Annotated in this window: 27 protein-coding genes and 1 pseudogene; 23 read left to right on the plus strand and 5 right to left on the minus strand. The window is 33.0% G+C overall.

The window, feature by feature from the left end; all coding sequences use genetic code 11:
- The first annotated feature begins 15 nt into the window (after positions 1-15).
- The 7 genes from cyoE (at position 16) to BHU61_RS02670 (ending at position 6,487) form a co-directional block, all read left to right on the plus strand.
- Complete coding sequence (gene cyoE / locus BHU61_RS02640; protein ID WP_096076873.1) at positions 16-939, plus strand: heme o synthase; 924 nt, start codon at positions 16-18, stop codon at positions 937-939.
- A 31-nt stretch (positions 940-970) separates the two neighbouring features.
- Positions 971-2,032: a cytochrome c oxidase subunit II gene (gene coxB, locus BHU61_RS02645; protein ID WP_111714491.1), complete on the plus strand. Its 1,062-nt coding sequence runs from the start codon at positions 971-973 to the stop codon at positions 2,030-2,032.
- A gap of 52 nt (positions 2,033-2,084) precedes the next feature.
- Complete coding sequence (ctaD, locus tag BHU61_RS02650) at positions 2,085-3,947, plus strand: cytochrome c oxidase subunit I (RefSeq protein WP_170122476.1); 1,863 nt, start codon at positions 2,085-2,087, stop codon at positions 3,945-3,947.
- Complete coding sequence (locus tag BHU61_RS02655) at positions 3,947-4,576, plus strand: cytochrome (ubi)quinol oxidase subunit III (RefSeq protein WP_111714493.1); 630 nt, start codon at positions 3,947-3,949, stop codon at positions 4,574-4,576. Before ctaD ends, BHU61_RS02655 begins: the two co-directional genes overlap by 1 nt.
- Positions 4,576-4,929: a cytochrome C oxidase subunit IV family protein gene (locus tag BHU61_RS02660; RefSeq protein ID WP_111714494.1), complete on the plus strand. Its 354-nt coding sequence runs from the start codon at positions 4,576-4,578 to the stop codon at positions 4,927-4,929. Before BHU61_RS02655 ends, BHU61_RS02660 begins: the two co-directional genes overlap by 1 nt.
- Before the next feature lie 133 nt (positions 4,930-5,062).
- Positions 5,063-6,016: a cytochrome c oxidase assembly factor CtaG gene (ctaG, locus tag BHU61_RS02665; protein WP_111714495.1), complete on the plus strand. Its 954-nt coding sequence runs from the start codon at positions 5,063-5,065 to the stop codon at positions 6,014-6,016.
- A 9-nt stretch (positions 6,017-6,025) separates the two neighbouring features.
- Positions 6,026-6,487, plus strand: coding sequence for a DUF420 domain-containing protein (locus tag BHU61_RS02670; RefSeq protein ID WP_111714496.1), 462 nt, complete (start codon positions 6,026-6,028; stop codon positions 6,485-6,487).
- Between the two features lie 45 nt (positions 6,488-6,532).
- Here the strand turns inward: BHU61_RS02670 and ytvI are convergent, their stop codons facing one another.
- Complete coding sequence (gene ytvI, locus BHU61_RS02675) at positions 6,533-7,582, minus strand: sporulation integral membrane protein YtvI (RefSeq protein WP_111714497.1); 1,050 nt, start codon at positions 7,580-7,582, stop codon at positions 6,533-6,535.
- 71 nt (positions 7,583-7,653) lie between these two features.
- A complete protein-coding gene (locus tag BHU61_RS02680) occupies positions 7,654-8,013 on the minus strand; it encodes a YugN family protein (protein ID WP_096076864.1) in 360 nt (119 codons plus the stop codon).
- Positions 8,014-8,141: 128 nt separating this feature from the next.
- Here BHU61_RS02680 and BHU61_RS02685 point away from each other — a divergent pair, with 128 nt between their 5' ends.
- The 3 genes from BHU61_RS02685 to BHU61_RS02695 are packed head-to-tail and all read left to right on the plus strand — an operon-like array spanning position 8,142 to position 10,249.
- The gene (locus tag BHU61_RS02685; protein WP_111714498.1) at positions 8,142-9,221 is read left to right on the plus strand and encodes a CAP-associated domain-containing protein; all 1,080 of its coding nucleotides are present in this window, start codon (positions 8,142-8,144) and stop codon (positions 9,219-9,221) included.
- 11 nt (positions 9,222-9,232) lie between these two features.
- Complete coding sequence (locus BHU61_RS02690; protein WP_239242901.1) at positions 9,233-9,655, plus strand: YlbF/YmcA family competence regulator; 423 nt, start codon at positions 9,233-9,235, stop codon at positions 9,653-9,655.
- 9 nt (positions 9,656-9,664) lie between these two features.
- Positions 9,665-10,249 carry a methyltransferase domain-containing protein gene (locus BHU61_RS02695; protein ID WP_111714499.1) on the plus strand — a complete coding sequence of 195 codons (585 nt, stop codon included), beginning with the start codon at positions 9,665-9,667 and terminating at the stop codon, positions 10,247-10,249.
- A 31-nt stretch (positions 10,250-10,280) separates the two neighbouring features.
- Here BHU61_RS02695 and BHU61_RS02700 read toward each other — a convergent pair whose 3' ends face one another.
- On the minus strand, positions 10,281-11,201 hold the full coding sequence (locus BHU61_RS02700) for a glycerophosphodiester phosphodiesterase family protein (protein WP_239242902.1): 921 nt from the start codon (positions 11,199-11,201) through the stop codon (positions 10,281-10,283).
- 89 nt (positions 11,202-11,290) lie between these two features.
- On the opposite strand from BHU61_RS02700, the gene BHU61_RS02705 reads away from it, so the two are divergent.
- Positions 11,291-11,551 (plus strand): DUF2129 domain-containing protein, encoded by a 261-nt coding sequence (locus BHU61_RS02705; protein ID WP_099580757.1) that lies wholly within the window; start codon positions 11,291-11,293, stop codon positions 11,549-11,551.
- Here BHU61_RS02705 and BHU61_RS02710 read toward each other — a convergent pair.
- Positions 11,535-11,924, minus strand: a complete 390-nt coding sequence (locus BHU61_RS02710; protein ID WP_111714500.1) for a DUF7147 family protein — start codon at positions 11,922-11,924, stop codon at positions 11,535-11,537. The genes BHU61_RS02705 and BHU61_RS02710 overlap by 17 nt on opposite strands.
- Positions 11,925-12,001: 77 nt before the next feature.
- Between BHU61_RS02710 and rsmD the strand changes: the two genes are divergently transcribed.
- Positions 12,002-12,541: a 16S rRNA (guanine(966)-N(2))-methyltransferase RsmD gene (gene rsmD, locus BHU61_RS02715; protein WP_099580761.1), complete on the plus strand. Its 540-nt coding sequence runs from the start codon at positions 12,002-12,004 to the stop codon at positions 12,539-12,541.
- Entirely contained in the window at positions 12,534-13,037 is a 504-nt protein-coding gene (coaD, locus tag BHU61_RS02720; protein ID WP_111714501.1) for a pantetheine-phosphate adenylyltransferase, read from the plus strand. The genes rsmD and coaD overlap by 8 nt, the downstream gene beginning before the upstream one ends.
- A gap of 147 nt (positions 13,038-13,184) precedes the next feature.
- Here the strand turns inward: coaD and BHU61_RS02725 are convergent, their stop codons facing one another.
- On the minus strand, positions 13,185-14,255 hold the full coding sequence (locus BHU61_RS02725; RefSeq protein WP_111714502.1) for a tRNA(Met) cytidine acetate ligase: 1,071 nt from the start codon (positions 14,253-14,255) through the stop codon (positions 13,185-13,187).
- A 124-nt stretch (positions 14,256-14,379) separates the two neighbouring features.
- On the opposite strand from BHU61_RS02725, the gene BHU61_RS02730 reads away from it, so the two are divergent.
- The 10 genes and pseudogenes from BHU61_RS02730 to BHU61_RS02775 all read left to right on the plus strand — a co-directional run bounded on the left by BHU61_RS02730 (position 14,380) and on the right by BHU61_RS02775 (position 24,301).
- Positions 14,380-14,892 carry a YceD family protein gene (locus BHU61_RS02730; RefSeq protein WP_099580767.1) on the plus strand — a complete coding sequence of 171 codons (513 nt, stop codon included), beginning with the start codon at positions 14,380-14,382 and terminating at the stop codon, positions 14,890-14,892.
- Between the two features lie 21 nt (positions 14,893-14,913).
- The gene (gene rpmF / locus BHU61_RS02735) at positions 14,914-15,087 is read left to right on the plus strand and encodes a 50S ribosomal protein L32 (protein ID WP_041635879.1); all 174 of its coding nucleotides are present in this window, start codon (positions 14,914-14,916) and stop codon (positions 15,085-15,087) included.
- 117 nt (positions 15,088-15,204) lie between these two features.
- Positions 15,205-16,800: a bacillithiol biosynthesis cysteine-adding enzyme BshC gene (bshC, locus tag BHU61_RS02740; protein WP_111714503.1), complete on the plus strand. Its 1,596-nt coding sequence runs from the start codon at positions 15,205-15,207 to the stop codon at positions 16,798-16,800.
- 171 nt (positions 16,801-16,971) lie between these two features.
- Positions 16,972-17,403 carry a division/cell wall cluster transcriptional repressor MraZ gene (gene mraZ, locus BHU61_RS02745; protein ID WP_099580773.1) on the plus strand — a complete coding sequence of 144 codons (432 nt, stop codon included), beginning with the start codon at positions 16,972-16,974 and terminating at the stop codon, positions 17,401-17,403.
- A 9-nt stretch (positions 17,404-17,412) separates the two neighbouring features.
- Positions 17,413-18,345, plus strand: a complete 933-nt coding sequence (gene rsmH, locus BHU61_RS02750; RefSeq protein WP_111714504.1) for a 16S rRNA (cytosine(1402)-N(4))-methyltransferase RsmH — start codon at positions 17,413-17,415, stop codon at positions 18,343-18,345.
- A gap of 11 nt (positions 18,346-18,356) precedes the next feature.
- Positions 18,357-18,730 (plus strand): annotated as a pseudogene (ftsL, locus tag BHU61_RS02755) (cell division protein FtsL).
- Positions 18,717-21,056 (plus strand): penicillin-binding protein, encoded by a 2,340-nt coding sequence (locus tag BHU61_RS02760; RefSeq protein ID WP_111714505.1) that lies wholly within the window; start codon positions 18,717-18,719, stop codon positions 21,054-21,056. Before ftsL ends, BHU61_RS02760 begins: the two are co-directional and overlap by 14 nt.
- Before the next feature lie 35 nt (positions 21,057-21,091).
- The gene (mraY, locus tag BHU61_RS02765; protein WP_111714506.1) at positions 21,092-22,060 is read left to right on the plus strand and encodes a phospho-N-acetylmuramoyl-pentapeptide-transferase; all 969 of its coding nucleotides are present in this window, start codon (positions 21,092-21,094) and stop codon (positions 22,058-22,060) included.
- Positions 22,061-23,401 carry a UDP-N-acetylmuramoyl-L-alanine--D-glutamate ligase gene (murD, locus tag BHU61_RS02770; RefSeq protein ID WP_111714507.1) on the plus strand — a complete coding sequence of 447 codons (1,341 nt, stop codon included), beginning with the start codon at positions 22,061-22,063 and terminating at the stop codon, positions 23,399-23,401.
- Between the two features lie 3 nt (positions 23,402-23,404).
- The gene (locus BHU61_RS02775) at positions 23,405-24,301 is read left to right on the plus strand and encodes a cell division protein FtsQ/DivIB (RefSeq protein WP_111714508.1); all 897 of its coding nucleotides are present in this window, start codon (positions 23,405-23,407) and stop codon (positions 24,299-24,301) included.
- The last annotated feature ends 68 nt before the right edge of the window (positions 24,302-24,369 follow it).

The following is a 24,369-nucleotide window of genomic DNA, read 5'->3' on the forward strand; positions in this document are numbered from 1 at the left end:
TAAAGGAGGGTGAAAATGCAAAATGAACAAGTCTTAAAGAGCGTCAAATCGGTCGAACAAACGCGATTGACATTTAAAGATGTCAAAGCAATTGTCAAACTAGGTCTCGTTCAAGGAAATTTGATACCGACGTTTGCGGGAGCATTTCTTGCTATCATGATGACACAACGTTCATTTTTAAATAGCATTCCTGAATTATTAACGATGCTTACGGGATCCACACTTATTATGGCAGGAAGTTGTGCATTAAATAATTTTTATGATCAAGATATTGACCGCATTATGCCAAGTAAACAGGAACGGCCAAGTGTTACTGGGAAAATTGCTTCTCAATCACTATTCCAGCTAAGTTTATTATTGATGTTCATCGGAGAAGTTTTACTTTTCATGATAAATATTGAAACAGGAATAATCGGATTCTTAGGGATATTTGGTTATGTGGTGATGTATTCTGTTTGGTCTAAACGTCATTTAGTGTCAAATACTATAATAGGTAGTTTTCCAGGAGCGATTCCACCACTTGTGGGTTGGGCTGCAATTGATCCTAATCTTTCAAAGGTAGCATGGATGTTATTCGTCATTATGTTTATTTGGCAACCGGCACATTTTTATGCGCTGGCTATCAAACGTAAAGAAGAATATGCTATGGCGGGGATACCGATGTTGCCATCTGTTAAAGGTTTTGAAAGAACTAGACTTGGAATGCTTTTCTGGGTTGCTTTACTTCTTCCAACACCATTTTTAATGGATGAACTAGGAACTATTTTTATAGTACTTGCCACAATCTTAAATCTTGGTTGGCTTTTGCTTGCTGTATCAGGGTTTAAGTCAAATGTTAAAGAAAACAGATGGGCAATGACAATGTTTATTTATTCTTTAAACTATTTGATGATCTTTTTTGTTATGATAGTAGTAGTTACATTAATTCAAATGATTTGATTATGAATGGTGAAAGAGGGGTTAGAATTTAATGAAAAACAAATTTAAGAATGTAAAGTTGATGAGCTTAATTTCATTATTATTAATGACTTTAGCTGGTTGTGGTGAACCACATTTATCAGCTTTACGTCCAGCTGGGGAAGTTGCAAAAGATCAATTCAACTTAATGATGTTAGCGGTTTACATCATGCTATTTGTTATTGCAGTTGTTGTCGTTATTTTCGTTTTAGCAGTAGTAAAATTCAGACGTAGTAAAGTTGGAGAGAATTTTGTACCGAAAGATGTGCACGGTAATCATAAGTTAGAGATTATTTGGACTGCAATTCCAATTATTTTATTAATAATTTTAGCGATTCCTACGGTTATGCTTACTTTTAAATTAGCTGATACAAAAGCAATGGATAAAGTAGATGCAAAAGGAAAAAATAAAGAAATCATAGTCGATGTAACTGCAAATCTTTACTGGTGGGAATTTGAATATCCAAACCAAAAGATTGTGACAAGCCAAGAACTTGTTGTACCGACGGATACAAAAGTTTATTTCAAATTGCATTCAGCAGATGTTAAACACTCATTCTGGATTCCAGCAGTTGGTGGTAAGATGGATACGAATGTTGAGAACATCAATAAATTCTATTTAGTATTTGATGGTGATAAAGCTAAAGATGCTAAAAATATGTTCTATGGTAAATGTGCAGAGTTATGTGGACCATCACATGCATTAATGGACTTTAAAGTTAAAACAATGTCTAAAGATGATTTTAAAACTTGGGTATCTAAAATGCAGGATGTGAAAAAACCTGTAGCAACAACTGATGCTAAACAAGGTGAAGAAGTATTTAAACAATCTTGTCAAGGTTGTCACGCAGTAACGCCAACTGGTAAAGGAGCAAAAGGGCCTAACTTAACAACTTTCGGAGAAAGAACAACAGTTGCTGGCGTTTTAGAACATAACGAAGAAAACTTAAAAAAATGGATTAAAGATCCTGAAAAATACAAACCAGGGAATAAAATGACTGGTGCGTATAAAGTATCTGATTCAGACATCGATGCATTAGCTAAATACTTAATGGAACGAAAAGTTGAAGAGTAATAAATAAAGGGAGGTTACACAATTGGCTACACAAAAAAAACGTGGTTTAATTATGGAATATTTAACAACAGTTGACCATAAAAAAATTGCAATATTATATCTTATCATGGGTGGATTATTCTTTGCCATGGGTGGTATTGAAGCAATGATTATTCGAATTCAACTTGCTGTTCCTGAAAATGATTTTGTTTCAGCAGGTCTATTTAATGAAATAATTACGATGCATGGTACAACAATGATTTTCTTAGCGGCTATGCCGTTGTTATTCGCATTTATGAACGCTGCAGTACCTTTACAAATTGGTGCACGTGACGTAGCATTCCCATTCTTAAATGCATTAGGTTTTTGGTTATTCTTCTTTGGTGGAATATTCTTAAACTTATCTTGGATCCTAGGTGGAGCACCTGACGCAGGTTGGACATCATATGCTTCATTATCTTTAGCATCACCTGGACACGGTATTGATTTCTATGCTTTAGGTTTACAAATTTCTGGTGCCGGTACATTAATTGCAGGGATTAACTTTATCGTTACAATTATGAATATGCGCGCACCTGGTATGACTTATATGCGTATGCCATTATTCACGTGGACAACGTTTGTTGCTTCAGTATTAATCGTATTCGCATTCCCACCACTTACAATCGGATTATTCTTATTAATTTTCGATAGAATGTTCGGTACAGGATTCTTCGTAGTCTCACAAGGTGGTAATACAATTATCTGGGAACATTTATTCTGGATCTTTGGTCATCCAGAAGTATACATCTTAGTATTACCAGCGTTCGGTATTTTCTCAGAGATTTTCTCTACATTCTCTAGAAAACGACTATTTGGTTATTCAGCGATGGTATTCGCTACAGTATTAATCGGTTTCTTAGGATTCATGGTATGGGCTCACCATATGTTCACAGTAGGTATGGGTCCAACAGCAAATGCAATTTTCGCAGTAGCTACTATGGCAATCGCAGTACCAACAGGTGTTAAGATCTTTAACTGGTTATTAACAATCTGGGGCGGTAGTATCGAATTTACAACGCCGATGCTTTATGCATTAGCATTTATCCCATCATTCGTTATGGGTGGTGTTACTGGTGTAATGCAAGCTTCGGCGCCAGCTGACTATCAATATCACGATTCTTACTTTATCGTAGCGCATTTCCATTACGTTATCGTAGGTGGGGTAGTATTCGCATTACTTGCAGGATTCCATTTCTACTTCCCATTAATGTTCGGTAAGATTTTAAGTGAAAAATTAGGTAAAATTTCTTTTGTATTATTCGTTATTGGTTTCCATTTAACATTCTTAGTACAACATTTCTTAGGTTTATGGGGTATGCCAAGACGTGTATTCACATATTTACCTGGTCAAGGTTACGATACATTTAACTTAGTATCTACTATCGGTGCATTAACAATGGCTGTCGCAGTAATTATCTTATTAATCAACGTAGTAATCACTTTAGCTAAAGCGCCAAAAGTTGGTCGTGACGCTTGGGGCGATGGTCGTACTTTAGAATGGTCACTACCACAACCAGTTCCATTCTATAACTTTGCTCAAACACCACTTGTGCGTGGATTAGATGCATTTGATTTAGAGAAAAAACAAGGTAACGGTGAGATTTTACCTGCAGAATCTTTAGGTGATATTCATATGCCTAATAATTCAATCTTGCCATTTATGCAATCACTTGGATTATTTGTAGCAGCTTTTGGTGCTTTATACTTAGCTGATGGTCAAAAATGGGCGTTAGATGCAGTAAAAGATTTACCAGCTCAACCTTGGGCTCCATTTGTATTAACTTTAGGTTTAGCGATTACAGCAGGCGCAATGATTGCGCGTTCACTAAAAGATGATTTAGGTTATCATATTACTAAAGATGAGTTAATTGAGTACGAAAGAGGTGTTAAATAATGGCACATCACGAAGAGAAAATGACGGTTGAAAGATGGCCAAGTCATCCTGAAACAGCTTCTTTAGAAGGTAAAAATAAGTTATTAGGATTCTGGGTATTCCTTGGTGGAGAGACTGCATTATTCGCATCTTTATTCGCTACTTATTTAGCTTTAAAAGATCATGTACCGAGTGAAGATCATCTATTAGCTAAAGATTTATTCCATTTACCTTTAGCATTTGTAATGACGATGTTATTATTAACATCTTCATTAACGAGTGTATATGCACTTTATCATATGAAAAACTATGATTTCGGTAAAATGATTACATGGTTTATTGTTACAGTAATTTTAGGTTTAGGATTCTTGGGATTAGAAATTTATGAGTTCGCTGAATATATTCATCAAGGACATACATTTAGATCAAGTGCGTTCGGTTCAGCTTTCTACTTCTTAGTAGGAACTCACGGTTTCCACGTAATTATAGGTTTAACATGGATTACACTTTTAATCATCCGTAATATGAAACGTGGATTAAGTGTATACAACGCTGCGAAGTTCAATACTGCTGCTTTATACTGGCATTTCATTGATGTCGTGTGGGTATTTATCTTCACAGTAGTTTACTTGTTAGGGGTGTTAGGATAATGTCAAATGAAACTAACCACAACTTAAAGTTTAATCAGGAACGTTATAATTTCGAAAAAAGAACAAGAACTGAAGAAATGAGAATGCAGGTAACAACATTTGCTGTTATGATATTCTTAACATTAATTGCTTTTGCAATGGTAGCAGCTGGATTAAGTAAAGAATTCGTTATTCCTGCAGTATTATTAATGGCTTTAATTCAAGTCATCTTGCAGTTTTATTACTTCATGCATATGAAACATCCAGGACATGGGGCAGCTAAGTTAATGATGCTTTCTGGTTTGTTTATTGCCGGGACGTTTGTAGTAATGGCATTATATATCACTTGGTTAGGTGAGCCATTATTAAAGTAAATATTTAAAAACTGAGACACTTTGTCTCAGTTTTTTTCTTATCACGATTTCGTCAAGAATTTGATAAATTTTATCCACTTAACTGACATAATTTACGTTATAATGGTAACAGTATATTTTATGGAGTGATAATATGGGTAGTATTCGATCTATCTCAATTTTTGGATTTTTAGCAAACTGGAGTCCATTTTTCTTAGTTGCAATCATATTTGCAACCATTGTCTTTTTTCTAATTACTGTGAAGTGGTATAAAGATATCCCGGGCGGACGTCCTCTCAAGAAATCAGAAGGGATTTTATTCATTTTCTTAATGATTCTGCTTTATATCATGAAAGGTGCACCAATTGATTTACTGAGTCATATTATTTTTAGCTTTCATATGTTACAGATGGCAGTCTTGTATTTACTTATGATGCCGTTATTCTATTTTGCAATTCCGAATTACTTAATAGAATATGTAATCAATCTTCCGTATGTTAAGCCCGTATTTCAATTTATGACACGACCAATTATTGCCCTGGTTACTTTCAATGCATTCTTTTCATTGTACCATTTACCGATTGTACTAGATTTTTTAAAACAAAATGCAACACCACATTCACTATATACGATTTTATTATCGATTACTGCTTTTACAATGTGGTATCCGATTTTTAATCAAAAAGGTGAAACGAAGAAACAGTTATCTGGTCTAATGAAATTAGGATATATTTTTGCAATCGGTGTATTACTTACACCATCATGTGGATTGATTATATTTGCACAGCATCCAATGTATAAGACTTATACAGATCCGAAAGCCTGGATGAGTGCAATGAGTTTATGTGTGCCGACAGGGACATTAAATGATGTTTTACAAAATTCAGGTATTAGCGGTCCACAATATTTTACTAATATGACACCTAAAGATGATCAGCAAACTGGTGGAGTAATCATGAAAGTATTACAAGAAATATTCTTTGGTTTTATGTTCTATTATATTTTCGTCAACTGGTCTCGTTCTGAAAGATTAGATCCTGACGAAATTACACGTCTGAGCTTAGAAGAAAAAAGAAAGCAAGATGCTTATTTCAGAGAATTTGAATAGGGGGACAATATGAGTTTACCAATCTTACCAACAATCAGTACTACATTTATTGTCATCAGTGCTATACTGGTCGCTATCGGCTGGTATTTGGTGGCTAAAGGACGAATTGAAGCACATAAAAAAGTGATGCTCGCAGCAGGTGTTGCAGCGACAATTTTCTTTATCATATATGCTTCAAGAACAATTTTTATTGGCAATACATCATTTGGTGGGCCAGATAATATTAAAATTTATTATACTGTATTTTTAATTTTTCACATTACTTTAGCAACGATAGGTGCTGTAATGGGAATATTAAATATCTATACAGGCTTGAAAGATAAACTTAATATTCATAGAAAATTTGGACCGGTCACATCAATCATCTGGTTTTTTACAGCAATCACCGGTGTAGCGGTATACCTACTACTTTATGTATTCTACCATGGTGGCGAAACGACTTCTGTAATTAAAGCAATATTAGGATTTTAAAAAAGATCATCTCAATTGAGATGATCTTTTTTGATATAGATGAAGTTAAATTTTTATATTCGTTTTTATAGCACCTGATTCAATAATTGTTAATATAATAATTAACAGAATCGGGCCGATAAAGAATCCTACAAATCCCATTAATTTTAAACCGATATACATTGCAATTAATGTAGGTAAAGGACTAAGTCCAACACCGTTACCCATAATTTTTGGTTCTAATACTTTACGTTGTACGAGTAAAAATGTTGAGAGTACGATTAATTTTAACGCTAATCCAACGTCCCCTGTCACATATGCGTAAATTGCCCATGGTATCGTTATGCCGGTAGCTCCAATAATAGGCAATAGATCGACTAGACAAATAATAAATGACAGGACAAGGGCATTTTTAGGTGTAATAAATAGTAATCCGATAAACGTAAAAAACCAAGTAATTCCTGAAAGAATTACAGCAGCACGCATCATCCCAAAGATGGAAGACGTAACGCGATTCCACACAAAACTTGTCTTGTTGTAGGTTGTATCATACATATGGTTTTTAATAAATTGGTGCATCTTAGGTATTTCTAACATAAATAAAAATAAAGCAACGAGAAATACTAAGCCAGAGATAAAGGTCTCTGGAAGACTGGCAACAAGTGAAGTTATGCGTTCTACATTAAAGTAATTTAAAATAGAATCTTGCATTGAAAATAAGAAATTCTGGATCTCGTCAAATAAAGATGAAGCGATACTTTCTGGAATCATCTTAGAAATTTTTATTTCTACCTTGTCCCATACTGCCATCAAATTGTTCATCTTATTCGGTAAATCTTTAGAGAATTGAATGATGTGTTCAATTAATTTTGTTAAGAAGAAATAAGTAAATAATAGTATTGAAACGAGTATCGTAGAGTAAATGATTGTAACACTCCACTTTCTGCTTCCAACTTTCTTCTCGAGTATTTTAACAAAAGGTTCTATCATCAATGCAATTACTAAAGCTGATATAAGAGGAATAGATATTGGGATAATAAAATATAAAAATAGTATCGCAATAGCGATTAAAGAAATAATGAGTAATGTGCGTTTATTCAGCCATTTTTTTACCATGACATCACCTCTTCTTTGGTAATAAAAATAGCGTGAGACAAATGAATTTGTTCACGCTTAGTTAACTAGAATTATGCTTGAATCGCTTTAATATCATTATAGATGCTAGTAATCGTACGTTTACAATGTTCAACTAATGCATCACTAAAATATTCATCTTCTCCGTATTCGACACCAGTTGGATAATAGTGTTTACCTAAATATGGATCCATCATTTGCAAAGTAGCATTTCTAGCGCCGACATCACCATCAATAGCGTAACCAGGAATACGTAAATAATAAATACCTTCTGATAATTCATATTTTAAATCATAAGTAGCACGTTCAAAATCCCAATGTCCCCCTAATACTAAACCGTGTTTATTCATTACATGCTGGATTAAAGATTGTTCAGCTACGATTGTTTCAATCCCTGAATTTGTGAATACCATTCTAAGTTCCTCCCTAAATCATTCTATCTTCAATTTTAAGATAAAATCGTTATTGATGCAATCGAATATTCATTTCATTTCAAATAATGTTAGAATAGTGTTAAGAAATAGAAAAAGAAGGTGTGTTTTTGAAAAGTATTTTAATTAAACTTCTGCTAATTTTTTTAATGGGTGTATTTTTATTTTATTTATTTTATTCACCTTCATTAAAATTTGATGTATTAGAAAATCCCGCAAAAGAGAAGATTTCAAATGAAGATATCAAACCTTCATCTAAAAATACAGTGAAAAGACCAAAACTTAGTAAAGGTCTTGGAGTTTACATCGGTAAAAATATAGATCAGTTTACAGAACAATATGGTTATCCAAAACGAATATATGATTCAAATTTTAATTATAAGAATTTTGTTTATGAGTTTAAAGATCAATATTACATACTTGGTGTCATTAATAAAAAAATTGTAATGGCCTATGCAACGGGTAAAAATGCAAAAAGTTATCCGTTTAAAATTGGACAAAGTGCAGATAATATCTTTAATGGAAATGCGATTGTAAGTGAACCCATAATCAAAACAAAACAGTCAGAATATCAGTTTCAGTTAACTGAGGTAGATATTAAAACACAGACTTTAATACAATATGATGATATTTTTGTACAAGTTTATATTGATAGAATTTCAAATAAAGTAATGGCGATGCGTTATATTGAGCCGGATACACTCGTTCAGATGCAACCCTATGCGATGAGTAGTAAAGGTAAGACGATAGAGAAGACTGCAAATAACAAAATTCATACTAAAGATGAAGTTGCAATTAACAGTAATAAAGTACTGACAATGTTTGAAATCACGAATTATATGCGTAAAATAAATGGAAGACAGCCACTGGAAACAAACGAATTAATCAATCATGTAGCACAATTTCAGGTTGCTTCTTTAAATAGGGAAAAGCAAAAGAAAGTAAAGCAGGTTGAAGATGAAATCGGCAGTGAACTAAATAAACTGGATATTAATTATTTGCATTTATCTCAAAATATCGCGTTTAATTTTGATGATGTACCAAGTTTAATCAATAGCTGGTTAAACTCTGATGAGCATAGAGAAAATATGCTTTACAGAAATATCAATGAAATGGGTGGAGGAATTTCTGGTTCATATTATTCATTAATTTTTATTAACAATGAAAACAGAGATACACAAGTAGATTAGGAAGTGGAATTATGATTTATGATATAGATTTTATAGAAGTAATGGATCTTGCAGACGAATTAAATCAAATGATCCTTCAAAGTGAGTCTTATCAAGCATATAAAAAAGCATTTTTAGACTTAAGTATTAATGAAGAAGTACAGCAGCTAAAAAAAGAACTCATCCGTATAAAAGAAAGCTATGATGAAGTAAACCGATTTGGCCGTTATCATCCTGATTATCAGCGTGTGATGCTTGAAACAAGAAGGAAGAAAAAAGAATATGATATGCACCCTGAAGTGGCACAGGTGAAACTTCTTGAAACACAATTACAAACTTTACTGGATGAAGTTCTTATCATAATTGCTACATCAGTTTCAGCAGAAGTAAAGGTAGAAAAAGGTAATCCATTTTTTGAATCCCATACATGCAGCAGCGGATGCGGATGTAGTTAGGAGGTTTATATGGAGATAAATGAGAAGAAACTCATTTCTAAATGGGAAAAGAAAATTAAATTTTTGAACCGCCCTGATGAAAATTTATTTAAAGCTAAAAATAGTGATTTAATTTTTGTTCCGATATTTGAAAAATTTCTTGGTAACTATGTAACTTTAAAATATCATCAAAAAGTATTATGTATTGGATGTCATACCGGTAAATGGGTGAATAGTATTGACCATCAGACAAATATTAAAGGTTATATTCTGGATCAGTCTATTCGAAATTTGCAAACTTCAATGCATATATATCCTCATTTTAATTATGAAATAGCTTCCAGTAACGCATTGCCTTATAAAGATAAGAAGTTTCATTATATATTAATTAATCAACCTTTTGATACTTTTCTTGAAAAAGAAGAACTTATAAAAGAATTTCAAAGAATAATAAAGAAAAAAGGGAAAATTATTTTATACTATAAAATTAATCTCTTTTTTAACAGAAGACAACAGCTTGAATCAATGTTTGAAGCTGTGGGTTTACAAATTGAAAATATTACGCATTACCGAGGTATAGAAATATATGAAATAAAAAATAAAGGAATGGCTTAATCGAGCCATTCCTTTATCTAATTAATTAAACTTATTTTTTGTACTTCTCATTGATTAAATGCATTGCAATATCAGGGCGATCTGTAACGATAGTGTGTACACCTTTTTTTAGTAAAGCATCCATTTCATCGATACTGTTGATGACCCAATATCCTACTGCGATATTTAAATTTTGAAGAAACTGAATGAATTTTTCATTATTTAATGGAATACCACGATAATGTGTCGGTATTTGGAACGTATCCACATTAGGTTGATACATATGTTTCATCCCTGAATTAAAAGCATAATATGCACGAGCAACTTCATTTTGACCAGCACCAACTGCAACACGATCATGTGCATACGCATTAAAACGTAACGTTTGTTCATCTTCAAAACTTGTTACGCAAACACGGTCAAAGGCCTGTTTAGAATGAATTAAGCGGTACAATAGCACAGGTGCTAGTTTACCAGGCGTTGATTGTTTGCTATCTTTAATATCAATGTTGATGAGCAAATCAGGAAAAGCATCTAATAACTCGTTTAAAGTAACTATTTTAGCATCTTCATGTCCACGATATGGATATTCTCCATTGATATCTTTAAAATGATAGCCAAAGTCAAGCTGCTTCAATTCTTCTAATGTATGATCACATACTTTACCAGAACCATTTGAAACGCGATCAACAAGGGCATCATGAAGTACTACGATTTCATTATCTTTCGTTAATCTAATATCAATCTCAAAACCGTCAATGCCTAATTTATGTGATTGGTTAAATGCGGCCATCGTATGTTCAGGAGCAAGTTTTAATCCTCCGCGATGTGCAAATATGTACGGTGAACGTTTGCTGAAGAAAGGTTTAATATTGCGTGCACTTTGCTTACTCGTCATTTTAGTAGCTGCAACAGCTGCTGAATATGTAAGACCTGTTATAGCGATTGTTTTTAATAAAGTATTTTTTTTCAAAATATGTACCTCCAACTGAAATTTGTTATTTTAATTTTAACAGAACAAATGATACTATAAAAGAAAGCAGAATGAGAGGAAAGAAACATATGACATTAGTTCAAAGAGAACAACTTATTATTTATTTGAAAAGTCATAAACATGAACGTCAAATTCGAAAATATGGTCATATTGTGCATAGCAATCGTAAGGAAAAATGGGTCGCAATGTATATCAATGAAGATAAGTTAGATCATACACTTTCACAATTGGAAAAATTAAAGTTTGTGACAAATGTTCTTATCTCACCATATAAACAATTAAGGACAGACTACAGTTCAAGTGATAATAAACTTAATGCATCGGTTTAATAACACGTTGAAGTCGTAACACACCAATTAAGTACTGATGATAAAGTGCATCTTCATAAAAGAAATGCTTTGCTTTTACATCAAATTCTTTTACTGGAATCTGATATTTTTCAGTCCATGACTTTACGAGTTCAAAGCGTTTGTTACTATCGGGATATGGATAATTTATCCCTTCAAAAATACTATACATCGCCTGGAAGTTACCATCTTCTGTTGGATTCATAATCAGTACAACGGACGTTTTAGGCTGTTCTTCCAAAGTCGTATGTAAAAATAAGACACAATCAGTACGACCATGATTATATTTCATTAATTGCTCGAGTTCGAAAAGATCACTATATCCTTCGCCGAGCGAAATAAAAGCTTGTTTCATTATGGTTCTCCTTTATATATTGATATTATTATTATACATGAAAAGAACCGTGATATTAAATTTAAAAGGAGTAATATATGCGTGTTATTGGTGGTAAATATAAACGATTTCAGTTAACTGCGCCAAAAGGAGTAACTTCAAGACCAACAACAGATAAAATTAAAGAAACGATGTTTAATATTCTCGGTCCGATGGATGGCATAGGACTTGATTTATTTGCTGGAAGTGGTGGATTAGGTGTAGAAGCGATAAGCAGAGGACTTTCTAAAGTGATTTTTGTAGATGGTAGTTTTGATGCAATACAGATGATTAAGAAAAATACTTCTTTTCTTGACGAAGAAGTCGAAATTTATAAGAATGATTACAAGCGAGCATTAAAGGCTCTAAATAAAAGAGATATTCAATTTAATATGATCTTTTTAGATCCCCCGTATCAAAAGAATATCGTAAATGAAGCATTACCATTGATTAAGGCATTTGATTTACTTGCAGAGGATGGACAAATCCTTATAGAATGTGAGAAGAATGAAGCTATAGATACGCTTGACTTTGAAGTGATAAAAAATGAAACATATGGCATTACAAAATTAATCATATTAAGAGGTAATTATGAGTAAAACAATCGCAGTAGTACCAGGAAGTTTTGACCCTATCACAAAAGGACATTTAGATATCATACAACGAAGTAGTGAATTGTTTGATGAAATACATGTCTCTGTATTAAATAATGCTAAAAAGACCGGTTTTTTCACGATAGAAGAACGTCTTGCACTCATCGAAGAAGCGGTTAAAGATATTCCGAATGTAAAAGTTGATTATTTTTCAGGTTTACTTGTGCATTTTTGTGAAAGCGTAGGTGCTAAACAAATCGTACGTGGATTACGTGCAGTATCTGACTTTGAATATGAGATGCAGCTGACAAGTATGAATAAGAAATTAAACGATGATATAGAAACACTATATATGATGACTAACAACCAATATTCATTTATTTCTTCGAGTATGGTTAAAGAAGTTGCGAAATATGATGGAGATGTCTCGAGTATTGTACCTAAAAATGTTGAGCTTGCACTAAAAGAAAAGTATAAGCAATTAGCAGAAGAAGAAAAGTAAATCATATTGAAAAACCACATCCGGATATGATGTGGTTTTTTGATGGAGTAGTTGAATTTTATATACTTTCCAATAGGTTGAAAGCAAGGGGCAGAGTAAGCGATAGAAATTAGATAATACAACCGCTTTCCTAATGCGTCCCTATCGTTATCTCTTGTAAATAACTGGCGTATTATAGTCTGTCATCGAGCTACCACTTATAAGGTTATATATTTCAGTAGCTTTTATTTCCAAAGCAAAGTAATCACGCGACGCTCTGTTTACATTTGTCACGATTACAACATCTTCAATTGATTTAATTAACTTTCGTCCTGTGTCATTCATCCCTAATACACGTATAGCTGTAATTTCTTTTAATCGAGGAACATCTTTTTCTTTTATATTTAACAATATATAGACAAGTAAACGTTGAATTCTACTTTTTGTATATCGTTTTGATACCATCTTTTCAATTAATTCGTCGAATGTTTCAATTTCACTAATGACTTTCTTTAATCGATTTTCTAATCCTTCATACATCGTATATATTTCTTGAAGTTCAAATACATTCATGGATAGCATACGATATTTTAATAGTGTAAAATAATCTTCCCAAGAGACTGCATTGACGATTAATTCACTGTGAGGCATTGTCGCTTTAATGTCATTATCATTAAAGTAATTTTTCCGTATTGCAGTTGCACTAGAAATTGTACCTGTCAAAACTTCATCTGCATAATTATTATTGATGCGTGAGATGGGAATTAATGTGAGGGTAGGGTATATTTCTCTCGTAGCTTTTAAATAAGCATGTGCTAATATATCATTTGATTTTAAACCAGCACTCATTAATTTTGGATATGCAGCTCCAGTACGTATATCTTCACGTGTGGGTGACTTTATCTCAAAATCAATTTTGTTAAAGTCTCCGCTTTCACTGCCGAAAGACAAACCTTCGAGACCGAGTTTTTTAGCGATCATGATACCACCACGAGCAAAGTCATCTGCATAACTTACTGCATAGAATTGAGGGAGTTCAACAACTAAGTCCACATGATCAAGTGCCATTTTTGTACGTATAAATTTATTTAGAAATGCTGGTTCACCACGTTGAACGAATTGTCCACTCATGATTGCTACTATTTTTGCTTTAGGGTATAATTTTTTTACTTGTTCTATCTGATATTTATGCCCATTATGAAAAGGATTATATTCACAAATAATTCCGATTGACTTCATTGTATTTCCCCTCCCATCAGTTTATAATGATGATTGTAACAGAAATATCTGTTAAGAAAAACTCTTGACAAACTGTTATTAAAAGAGGTAAAATAAATTTTGTGTTTGTAAGAGGTGAAACCATATGAAATGGTCATTAGCTGAATTAAGAAAACACCGTGATAGTGGTTATCCATTTGAATCAGAAATCAACTTAAATCATTTAATATCTAGCTTACAGTTAGTTGATATATCACCTATTAAGGTGGAAGGTAAATTAACACCTAAGTCAAACGAAGTAGTAGCTGATTTACATGTAACTGGACAATTCGTTATGACTTGTGCAAGAACATTAGAAGATGTGGAAGTTCCATTCGACATCCAATCAGTAGAATATTTTGATGATAACGATTATGTTGAATATGATGAGAATAGACATGCCATTTTGAATGGTGTTATAGACTTAACACCCGTTATTCAAGAGTTAGTTGTAATCAATAAACCTGTACGTGTGGTAAAAGAGGATGTTGATTTAGAGCTAACAAAAGGTAAAGGTTGGGAAGTAATTGATGAAAGTCAATTAGAAGATGAAAAGCCTAAGGTTGATCCAAGGCTTGCAAAACTTCAAGCTTTAAAAGACAGTATGTCTGAAAACTAGATCGATAGGAGGCAAAATACAATGGCAGTTCCTTTTAGAAGAACATCTAAAACAGCGAAAAGAAAACGTCGTACACACTTCAAATTATCAGTACCTGGTATGGTTGAATGTCCATCATGTGGCGAAATGAAATTATCTCACCGTGTATGTCCATCATGTGGTTCATACAATGGTAAAGAAGTAGTTTCTAAATAATTTTTTTATAAGTGTATCGCTTTTGCGATACACTTATTTTTTTGAGTAAGCCGTAAAATTGTATTTGCGCTTGAATATCATTATACTAAATAATGATAAAATGCGAGGTGTAGACAAGTGGAGATAATTAAGCAGTTAGCAGATAACAAAGGGACTTTTATAGAGCGCTACACACATCAGGATGATGTGTTATCACAATATAGATATGATGTAACAAAAGATGAAAGTTATAAATTGCGTATGAACAATAAATCAAATGGTCTTGAATCTGAGCTTTCAAAAGTAATTGAGAAATATATGTCGAAGTTTGAACTAAGTGAAAAACAACGTGAAAATATCAATCTTTTAGCCGAAGGTAATAAAGTTGTCATCGGTGGGCAACAAGCAGGACTGTTTGTCAGTCCAATGTATACAATACATAAAATTATTTCTATAATTATTCTTGCAAAAGAGCAATCAACGAAACTAGGTACTGAGATAATACCTGTATTCTGGATTGCAGGTGAAGATCATGATTTTGATGAAGTGAATCATATTAATGTATTTACAGCGGAAAATAACGTGCATAAAATTAAATATTATCCAACTGAAGAAGTAACAGATAGTGTATCTGTACTTAACTTTGAACAGGAAGCATTAAAATTTACGATTGACCGCTTTATTACGAGTTTAACAGAAACTCATTCAACAAAATCGATTTATAAACTTTTAAATAATCTGCCAGAAAACTGGACGGATCATTTCCAATACATTATTCATACGTTATTTAAAGACTATGGTTTACTGTTAATTGATAGCCAGAACAAAGAAGTTCGTGCGCTGGAAACAGACATACTTGTGTGGATGTTTGATCACCATGAAGCAATCAATCAAGCTTTTAGAAATGGACAAGAGAAGATGGAATCCCTTATCGGAGAACGTCAAATTTTAACTGAAACAAATGTTCATTTATTTATGTCATTTGAAGGCAAACGTCAGTTACTAAAGTTCCAGGATGGTAAATATAAACTTTCTAAATCGGATGCCACTTTTACTAAAGCTGAAATTAGAGCTAAAATACAAGTAGCACCACATTTATTCAGTAATAATGTTGTTACTCGTCCATTGATGGAAGAAATGCTATTTAATACATTAGCATTTGTCGGTGGCCCTTCGGAAATTAAATACTGGGGAGAGTTAAAGCAGGTTTTTGATTTCGCAAAAGTTGAAATGCCTCCAGTGGTCCCACGTATGCGTATCACTTATACAAATGATAAGTTATTAAAGGATATGCGACGTTTTAATATAACGATTGATTCGCTTTACCATAATGGTATTGAGAAGTTTCAGAAAGATTTTTTAGGTTCAAAAGAAAATAGACTTTTGCTCAGTCAAATGCAGGAAACGATTGCAAATCTTGAAGTGGATTATGAAGCGATGCAATTATTAGATATTCCAATGGAGACAAAGCAATTGTTACAGGATAATTTGAATTATCATAAACGTCAGTTTGAATATTTTAAGAAACGCTATCATCAAGATATTAAACGTCATCATGATATTGATTTTAAAGCGTTGAACGCTATCGGCAACATGATGAACCCTAGTGGAGGATTACAGGAGAGAATGATGCATCCTCTTCAGTTTATCAATACGTATGGTTTTAACATATTGGATGAAGTTATTGATAACATCGATAACTACACGTTCGATCATACGATTTTGAAACCATAGATGATATACCTTCTTATTACAACTTTATATTTGGGATTTCCCCCCACCACCGTTTTTTAGCGTGGTGGGGGGATTTTTTGCGTATTCATATAAAAAATAAAAAAGTTTTGTATAATTAGTGGAGGAAAGTGGTGGGATGTGGTAAATTTATATTAAGGCTAGGTGATGACTATGTTCATGGGTGAATATCAACATCAATTGGATACCAAAGGTCGCATGATTGTACCTGCTAAGTTCCGAGATGAATTAACAGAACATTTTGTTATTACTCGTGGCCTTGATAAGTGTTTGTTTGGCTATCCTTTAGATGAATGGAAAAGAATTGAAGAAAAATTAAAAACTTTACCAATAACTAAACGAGATGCCAGAAAATTTATGCGTTTATTCTTCTCTGGTGCAGTAGAAGTAGAATTAGATAAACAAGGACGTATTAATATTCCAAAGAATTTAATGGAATATGCTGGTTTATCTAAGGAATGTACAGTGATAGGCGTTTCAACTCGAATTGAGATTTGGGACAGAAATAGCTGGGATAATTTCTACGAAGATACTGAAGAGCACTATGAAGAAATTGCTGAAGAGTTAATTGATTTTGATTTATAGGAGGTAAACATGTTCCATCATATTACTGTGTTATTAGAAGAAACGGTCGATCAACTTAATATTAAACCGGATGGTATATATGTTGATTGTACATTAGGTGGAGCGGGTCATAGTCTTTATTTAGTCAAGCAATTAACGAATGGTAGATTGATTTCAATTGATCAGGACCAGACAGCGATTGACAATGCACACATCATTTTGAAAGATCATTTAGATAAAGTAACTTTCGTTAAAGATAACTTCAGGAATTTAAGAGCTATCTTAAATGAACTTAATATTGATAAAGTAGATGGCATTCTTTATGACTTAGGGGTTTCTAGTCCGCAACTTGATGTTGGAGAAAGAGGATTTAGTTATCACCAGGAGGCGAAGCTCGATATGCGAATGGATCAATCACAAACGCTTTCAGCATATGAAGTAGTCAATGAATGGCCTTATGAAAAGTTAGTTTCAATATTCTTTCGTTATGGTGAAGAAAAATTTTCTAAACAAATCGCTCGAAAAATTGAAAATATGAGAGAAACAACGCCAATTGAAACGACATCTGATTTAGTTGAAATTATTAAAGACGCAATTCCAGCACCAGCCAGAAGAACAGGCGGACATCCTGCTAAAAGAGTTTTTCAGGCCATAAGAATTGCGGTAAATGACGAACTAGGTGCTTTTGAAGAGTCGATTGAACAAGCGATTGATTCTGTTAATGTGGGTGGAAGAATTTCAGTTATTACCTTTCATTCATTAGAAGATAGACTATGTAAACAAGTTTTTCAGGAGTATGAAAAAGGTCCTGATATTCCTAGAGGTTTACCGGTTATCCCGGATGAGTACAAGCCGAAATTAAAACGTATTAATAAGAAACCGATTGTATCGACAGAACAAGAACTAGAAGAGAATAATAGAGCACGCAGCGCAAAACTTAGAGTCGTAGAAATATTAAAATAAGAGGTGACAACATGGCAGTAGAATACATCAATCCAAATTATTATGAACAGACACAAGCACAACCCAAAGTTGAAACAAAAACAGTTACAAAATCCCATGTTGTTTCGTTATCTAAATTAGAGAAATTAGTATATTTATCATTGGTGACATTGATTGCTTTAGTTAGTATTTATATGCTATCTTTAAAATATGACGCGTATCATACAAATAGTAAGATTGCTGCAATTGAACAAAAAATTGTTCATCAAAAATCTGTAAATGGTGAGTTAAATTCAGAAGCGATGAAACAATCTTCTTATGAACGTGTCTATAGTAAAGCGAAGTCGTTCGGACTGAGTTGAATAATGATAACGTAAAGGTAGTGCAAAAAGATGTCACGAACTAAGTTAAAAATAAGAAAAAATAAAATAGGAGCGGTCCTTTTAGTAATGTTATTCGGACTGCTCTTTTTTTCATTGATTTTGAAATATTCTTTTGTCATGGTTACTGGGCACTCCAGCGGACAAGATTTATCAATGCGAGCAAGTGAAAAATATGTACGCAGTATCGTTAATCAACCTGTAAGAGGGAAAATACTTGATCGTAATGGTGAGGTCCTTGCTGAAGACATAGAATCATATAAACTTGTTGCTATACTCGACAAACGAATCAGTCAGAAAGGTAAGCCATCTCGTCATGTCGTAGATAAAAAGAAAACTGCAAAAGCATTAAGCAAAATAATTGATATGCCTTATAAATCAATCTTGAAAACACTTAGCACAAAAAAAGCGTTTCAAGTCGAGTTTGGAAAAGCAGGTAAAGATTTAACATTTAATCAGAAGAAAGCAATTGAACAATTAAAGTTACCAGGACTAACATTTTTCTCTGAAAAAAAACGATTTTATCCTAATGGCAATTTTGCATCTCATTTAATAGGTTATGCTGAAAAGAATTCAGAGACTAATCAAATCCAGGGTATGATGGGGACCGAGAAGATATTTGATACTTACCTTTCAGGTAAAGCAGGTAAAACGAGTTATAAACAAGATATTTGGCAATATGTTCTACCTAAATCAGGTAATGTAATACCTGCTGTAAATGGTGATAATGTTAAGTTGACAATCGATAAAAATATCCAAATATTTGTTGAAGATTCACTTGATCTGATGGTGAAACGATACCAACCTAAAGATTTATTTGCAGTTGTAACAGATGCTAATACCGGTGAAATTCTTGGCTATAGTCAGCGACCAACTTTTAATCCGCAAACACGAGAAAATTTTGGTGATAAATGGGCGAATGATCTTTATCAAAATACATATGAACCTGGCTCAACATTTAAAACTTATGGTTTAGCAGCTGCAATTGAAGAAGGTAAGTATAAACCAAATGAAAAGTTTAAGTCAGGTGAAAGAGAAGTTGCTGGAAGTGTTATTTCTGACTGGAATGATGTTGGGTGGGGCATGATTTCGATGAATAAAGGTTTCCAGTTATCTTCTAACGTATTAATGATGAAACTTCAGGATGACGTTGGAACGGATAAGATGAAATCCTACTACGAAAAGTTTGGATTCGGCAAATCCACAAACTCACTGTTTGATTCAGAAGTTACCGGACATATTTCCTGGGGTGATGAATTAAGTAAGAAAGTTTCAGCATTTGGACAATCGACAACTGTCAGTCCTGCCCAGATGATACAGGCGGAAACTGCAATTGTTAATGATGGAAATATGCTCAGTCCGTATTTTGTAAAAGATATTATTAGTCCTGATAAAAGCGTTGTCTATAAAGGTAAGAAAAAAGTGATTGGCCGACCAATTTCAAAAACGACAGCGCATAAAACGATGAAAGCTTTATATGATGTAGTTTACGGTTCTGAAATGCATGCCTATAATTACCGTATTGACGATTATAAAATTGCCGGTAAAACGGGTACGGCACAAGTCCCGGATACGAAAAATGGTGGCTATGTAAAAGGTTATCAGCCTTATATGGTAAGTTTTATGGGGTATGCGCCTGCAAAAAAACCTAGAGTAATTATTTATTATGGTATGTCTCTAGCTCAAAAAAATGCTGGTGAAGCTTATAATTTAGGTGTATCTAAAGGTTATAAGCCATTGATGGAAAATACTTTGAAATATTTAGATGTTGGTGCTACAAAAGATAAAGGTAAAAAGTTATCTTCAAAAGTGGAAGATGTAATTGGATCAAATGTCGATAAAGCAAGTGGAGTAATTGAAGGAAGCGGCTTTGTACCCGTTGTGATTGGTGATGGTAATAAAGTTACTGGACAAACGCCGCATCAGACAGAATTGTTAAAAGGTGACAAAGTATTCTTACTTACTGACGGAAAAATAACAATGCCCGATATGACGTCATGGTCAAAACGTGATTTATTGATATTTGAACAATTAACAGAAATCAAGGTTCAGTTTGATGGCAATGGTTATGTCGTAAGACAGTCAATTACACCAGATACTGCTGTTAAAAAAGGAGATAAAGTAATGGTTTCGATGGACTCACTTGATCCTTTAAAACAATCACCTGCCTATGATAATATTATTGATGCAAATAAAAAGGATGAAGAAAAAGCATTAAAAAAACAGCTTGAAACTGAGACGAAAAAGAATAAAAAAACTAGTCAAAGCTCAAATGATAATACAACAGAAGAAAATACGACAGAAGAAATAGCAACCGAAACAATTTCTACAGAATCTAATACTACGGAATAGAAAGGAATCAGTTATCAAACTGATATGTGAAAAATATGAATGCATTAATTTTTGGAGTAGCAAGTTTTATATTAACTGCAATTTTAGTCCCTTTGTTCATCCCATTACTCAAACGAATGAAATTCGGACAGTCCATTAGAGAAGAAGGTCCGAAAAGTCATCAACAAAAGAGTGGTACACCAACGATGGGTGGATTAACATTTTTAATCAGTACAATTCTTTTAAGTATTATTGCTACATTTTTTGTTGATGACAAAGGGCCGATTATATTATTGATTTTAGTAACTTTAGGGTTTGGGCTAATTGGATTTATAGATGATTACATCATTGTGGTAAAGAAAAATAATCAAGGTTTAACATCAAAACAAAAATTCTTATTCCAGATATTAATTGCAGTTTTATTTTACGTTGTAAGTAATGGACTCGGTTTACTTTCTTTATCAAATGAAATTAATTTACCATTTACAGATATCGGAATTCCTTTATCAATATTCTATGTTGTGTTTATTATATTTTGGCAAGTTGGTTTTTCAAATGCTGTAAACTTAACAGATGGTTTAGATGGTCTGGCAACAGGATTGTCTATCATTGCATTTAGTTGTTATTTCTATTTAGCACATCACACGATGAGCCAGGGCATGATGTATTACTTAGCGATTCTTATCGGTAGTTTATGTGGATTCTTAATTTATAATAAATATAAAGCGAGATTATTTATGGGAGATACGGGTTCACTTGCTTTAGGAGGCGTAATTGCTACTGTTTCTATCATGTTAAATCAAGAATTAACTTTAATTTTTATCGGGTTGATGTTTGTACTGGAAACCTTATCAGTAATGTTACAAGTTGCCTCATTCAAATTAACTGGTAAACGTATTTTTAGAATGAGTCCATTACATCACCATTATGAATTAGGTGGATGGTCTGAATGGAAAATAGTAATTGTATTCTGGACAGTCGGTATTATTTCTGGATTAATTGGGATTTATTTAGGAGTGAATTAAGTGAAGCATATTACAAGTTATCAGGGAAAAAATATTTTGGTACTTGGTCTCGGGAAAAGTGGTTATGAAACTGCGAAGTTATTACATTTACTTGGAGCGAAAGTAACTGTGAATGATGGCAAGGATATTAGCTTAACGAATGAAGCGAAAGAATTAGAAGCGCTTGAAATTAAAGTAGTAAGTGGACATCATCCAATTGAGTTATTAGACGGTATTGATCTTATCGTAAAGAATCCAGGTATACCTTATCGTATTCCTTTTATTCAAGAAGCACTTGACCGTAATATTCAAATTATTACTGAGGTGGAACTTGCATATGAGATTAATGAAGGCAAAATCATCGGTATAACAGGAACAAATGGAAAGACGACTGTAACGTCATTGATTGGTGATATGTTCAAGCATAGTAATCAAACAGGACTTTTATGTGGAAATATCGGCTTTGTTGCATCTTTAGTTGCACAAAATGCTAAGTCTGAAGATACATTAGTAACAGAACTATCATCATTTCAATTGATGGGCATCAGACATTTTAAACCACATATTGCTTTAATTACTAATATTTATTCAGCGCATCTGGATTATCATGGCTCGCAAAATGAATATGTCAGTGCAAAATTAAATATCGTAAAAAATCAGACTGCAGAAGATTATTTAATTTTTAACTTTAAGCAAAAAGAGCTACTTAATAATTTTAAAATTGATAGTCAGATTATTTATTTCAGTACAGAAGAAAAAGTCAACGGAAGTTATATTGTCGATGGGAAAATTTATTTTCAGGATGAATTTATAATTGGGGTAGATGAAGTGGTGTTACCTGGTAAACATAATCTTGAAAATATTTTATCAAGTATTGCGGCTGCTAAACTAAGTGACATTCCAAATGAAAGTATTATTGCTACGCTGAAGTCTTTTGAAGGCATTAAACATCGATTACAATTTGTGATGACACATGAAAATGTTAAATATTTTAATGATTCAAAAGCAACAAACACTTTAGCAACTACTTTTGCACTGGATGCATTTCACGCTCCGATTCACTGGCTATGTGGTGGTTTAGATAGAGGGAATGGTTTTGAAGATTTAGATGAACATGTCAGTAATGTAAAACATATGTATATTTTTGGTCAGACGACTGAAAAATTAAAGGCATTTGCAGAATTACATCATATACCATATTCAGTTTGCGATGATGTAAAAGATGCAGTAGTGCAAACCAAAGGTAAAACTGTGGCAGGCGATACGGTACTGTTAAGCCCAGCTTGTGCCAGCTGGGACCAATATCCGACCTATGAAGTTAGAGGAGAAGACTTCATTCAACAAGTGAAGTTGCTGCAATAGGCTATGGAAGATCAGATTATAGAAACACCTCACTATGTAGAGGAAAAGAAGAAACGTCGCAAACGAAGACAACGTATACAGCTTACAATATTTTTATCAATCGTAGCAGTAGTTACATTAATTTTACTGTACATGTTTACAAATATTAGTTACGTGAACAAAGTGTCTGTCAATAATACGGTACTAAATAGCAATGAAACTATTTTAAAGAAAGCTCAAATTTCAAATCGTGACCGAATATACAGTTTAGATACAGGCGAAATATCAAGTAATATTGAATATTTAGATGGTGTAAAATCAGCGACTGTAAAAAGACATTTTCCGAATAATGTATCAATCTTTGTTGATGAATACAATGTAATCGGAGTGATACCAGACGGAAGCGAATTTCACCCTGTCTTAGAAAATGGTCAGATAATACATCAAATGAATTTTAATAGACCGAGTGACGCACCATTAATCAATAATTTTGGAAAAAAAGAATTAAACCAACTCGTTAAAGTATTAAATCATACAAAACCGGCGATTGTTAATCAAATTTCAGAAATTAACTTTGTTCCAAATGAACAGTCTTCAGCTCGTATTCAAATGTTTATGAAAGATGGTATTGAAGTTATTGGAGATTTAAGGACTATGTCTGATAAACTTGATTACTATCCAAGTATGGCTAAAAACATTGAACGCGATGAATCTGGTAAAATGATAAAACCAGGCATAATTGATTTAGAAGTCGGCGCTGTATTTATTCCATATGAATCAAAGAAAGCTGAAACACGACGACTAGAAATGGAATCAGAAATGAAAGCAAGTGAAGCAAAAGAGAAAGCAAAAGTTGAAAAAGCAGTACAAGATTTACAAAAGCAGTTAAATGACGTAAAACAAAGTAACACATCAAATTAATATGAAAAATATATTGTATTAAACTTTATAAAAAAATTATTTTATTCTGAAAAAAAGCGTTTATAGTT

Origin of the sequence: Macrococcus epidermidis (assembly GCF_003259695.1) — a bacterium.
GTDB classification, from domain to species: Bacteria; Bacillota; Bacilli; order Staphylococcales; family Staphylococcaceae; genus Macrococcoides; species Macrococcoides epidermidis.

What these genes read in the sequence shown, in the direction of transcription:
- BHU61_RS02705 (WP_099580757.1), top strand. Translation starts at nt 11,291, where the DNA reads ATGACATTAGTTCAAAGAGAACAACTTATTATTTATTTGAAAAGTCAT.
- rpmF (WP_041635879.1), top strand. Translation starts at nt 14,914, where the DNA reads ATGGCAGTTCCTTTTAGAAGAACATCTAAAACAGCGAAAAGAAAACGT.
- rsmH (WP_111714504.1), top strand. Translation starts at nt 17,413, where the DNA reads ATGTTCCATCATATTACTGTGTTATTAGAAGAAACGGTCGATCAACTT.
- coxB (WP_111714491.1), top strand. Translation starts at nt 971, where the DNA reads ATGAAAAACAAATTTAAGAATGTAAAGTTGATGAGCTTAATTTCATTA.
- ctaG (WP_111714495.1), top strand. Translation starts at nt 5,063, where the DNA reads ATGGGTAGTATTCGATCTATCTCAATTTTTGGATTTTTAGCAAACTGG.
- rsmD (WP_099580761.1), top strand. Translation starts at nt 12,002, where the DNA reads ATGCGTGTTATTGGTGGTAAATATAAACGATTTCAGTTAACTGCGCCA.
- BHU61_RS02660 (WP_111714494.1), top strand. Translation starts at nt 4,576, where the DNA reads ATGTCAAATGAAACTAACCACAACTTAAAGTTTAATCAGGAACGTTAT.
- BHU61_RS02695 (WP_111714499.1), top strand. Translation starts at nt 9,665, where the DNA reads ATGGAGATAAATGAGAAGAAACTCATTTCTAAATGGGAAAAGAAAATT.
- mraZ (WP_099580773.1), top strand. Translation starts at nt 16,972, where the DNA reads ATGTTCATGGGTGAATATCAACATCAATTGGATACCAAAGGTCGCATG.
- BHU61_RS02730 (WP_099580767.1), top strand. Translation starts at nt 14,380, where the DNA reads ATGAAATGGTCATTAGCTGAATTAAGAAAACACCGTGATAGTGGTTAT.
- BHU61_RS02710 (WP_111714500.1), bottom strand. Translation starts at nt 11,924, where the DNA reads ATGAAACAAGCTTTTATTTCGCTCGGCGAAGGATATAGTGATCTTTTC.
- mraY (WP_111714506.1), top strand. Translation starts at nt 21,092, where the DNA reads ATGAATGCATTAATTTTTGGAGTAGCAAGTTTTATATTAACTGCAATT.
- coaD (WP_111714501.1), top strand. Translation starts at nt 12,534, where the DNA reads ATGAGTAAAACAATCGCAGTAGTACCAGGAAGTTTTGACCCTATCACA.
- ytvI (WP_111714497.1), bottom strand. Translation starts at nt 7,582, where the DNA reads ATGGTAAAAAAATGGCTGAATAAACGCACATTACTCATTATTTCTTTA.
- BHU61_RS02680 (WP_096076864.1), bottom strand. Translation starts at nt 8,013, where the DNA reads ATGGTATTCACAAATTCAGGGATTGAAACAATCGTAGCTGAACAATCT.
- ctaD (WP_170122476.1), top strand. Translation starts at nt 2,085, where the DNA reads ATGGAATATTTAACAACAGTTGACCATAAAAAAATTGCAATATTATAT.
- BHU61_RS02725 (WP_111714502.1), bottom strand. Translation starts at nt 14,255, where the DNA reads ATGAAGTCAATCGGAATTATTTGTGAATATAATCCTTTTCATAATGGG.
- BHU61_RS02775 (WP_111714508.1), top strand. Translation starts at nt 23,405, where the DNA reads ATGGAAGATCAGATTATAGAAACACCTCACTATGTAGAGGAAAAGAAG.
- cyoE (WP_096076873.1), top strand. Translation starts at nt 16, where the DNA reads ATGCAAAATGAACAAGTCTTAAAGAGCGTCAAATCGGTCGAACAAACG.
- BHU61_RS02655 (WP_111714493.1), top strand. Translation starts at nt 3,947, where the DNA reads ATGGCACATCACGAAGAGAAAATGACGGTTGAAAGATGGCCAAGTCAT.
- BHU61_RS02670 (WP_111714496.1), top strand. Translation starts at nt 6,026, where the DNA reads ATGAGTTTACCAATCTTACCAACAATCAGTACTACATTTATTGTCATC.
- BHU61_RS02690 (WP_239242901.1), top strand. Translation starts at nt 9,233, where the DNA reads ATGATTTATGATATAGATTTTATAGAAGTAATGGATCTTGCAGACGAA.
- BHU61_RS02760 (WP_111714505.1), top strand. Translation starts at nt 18,717, where the DNA reads ATGTCACGAACTAAGTTAAAAATAAGAAAAAATAAAATAGGAGCGGTC.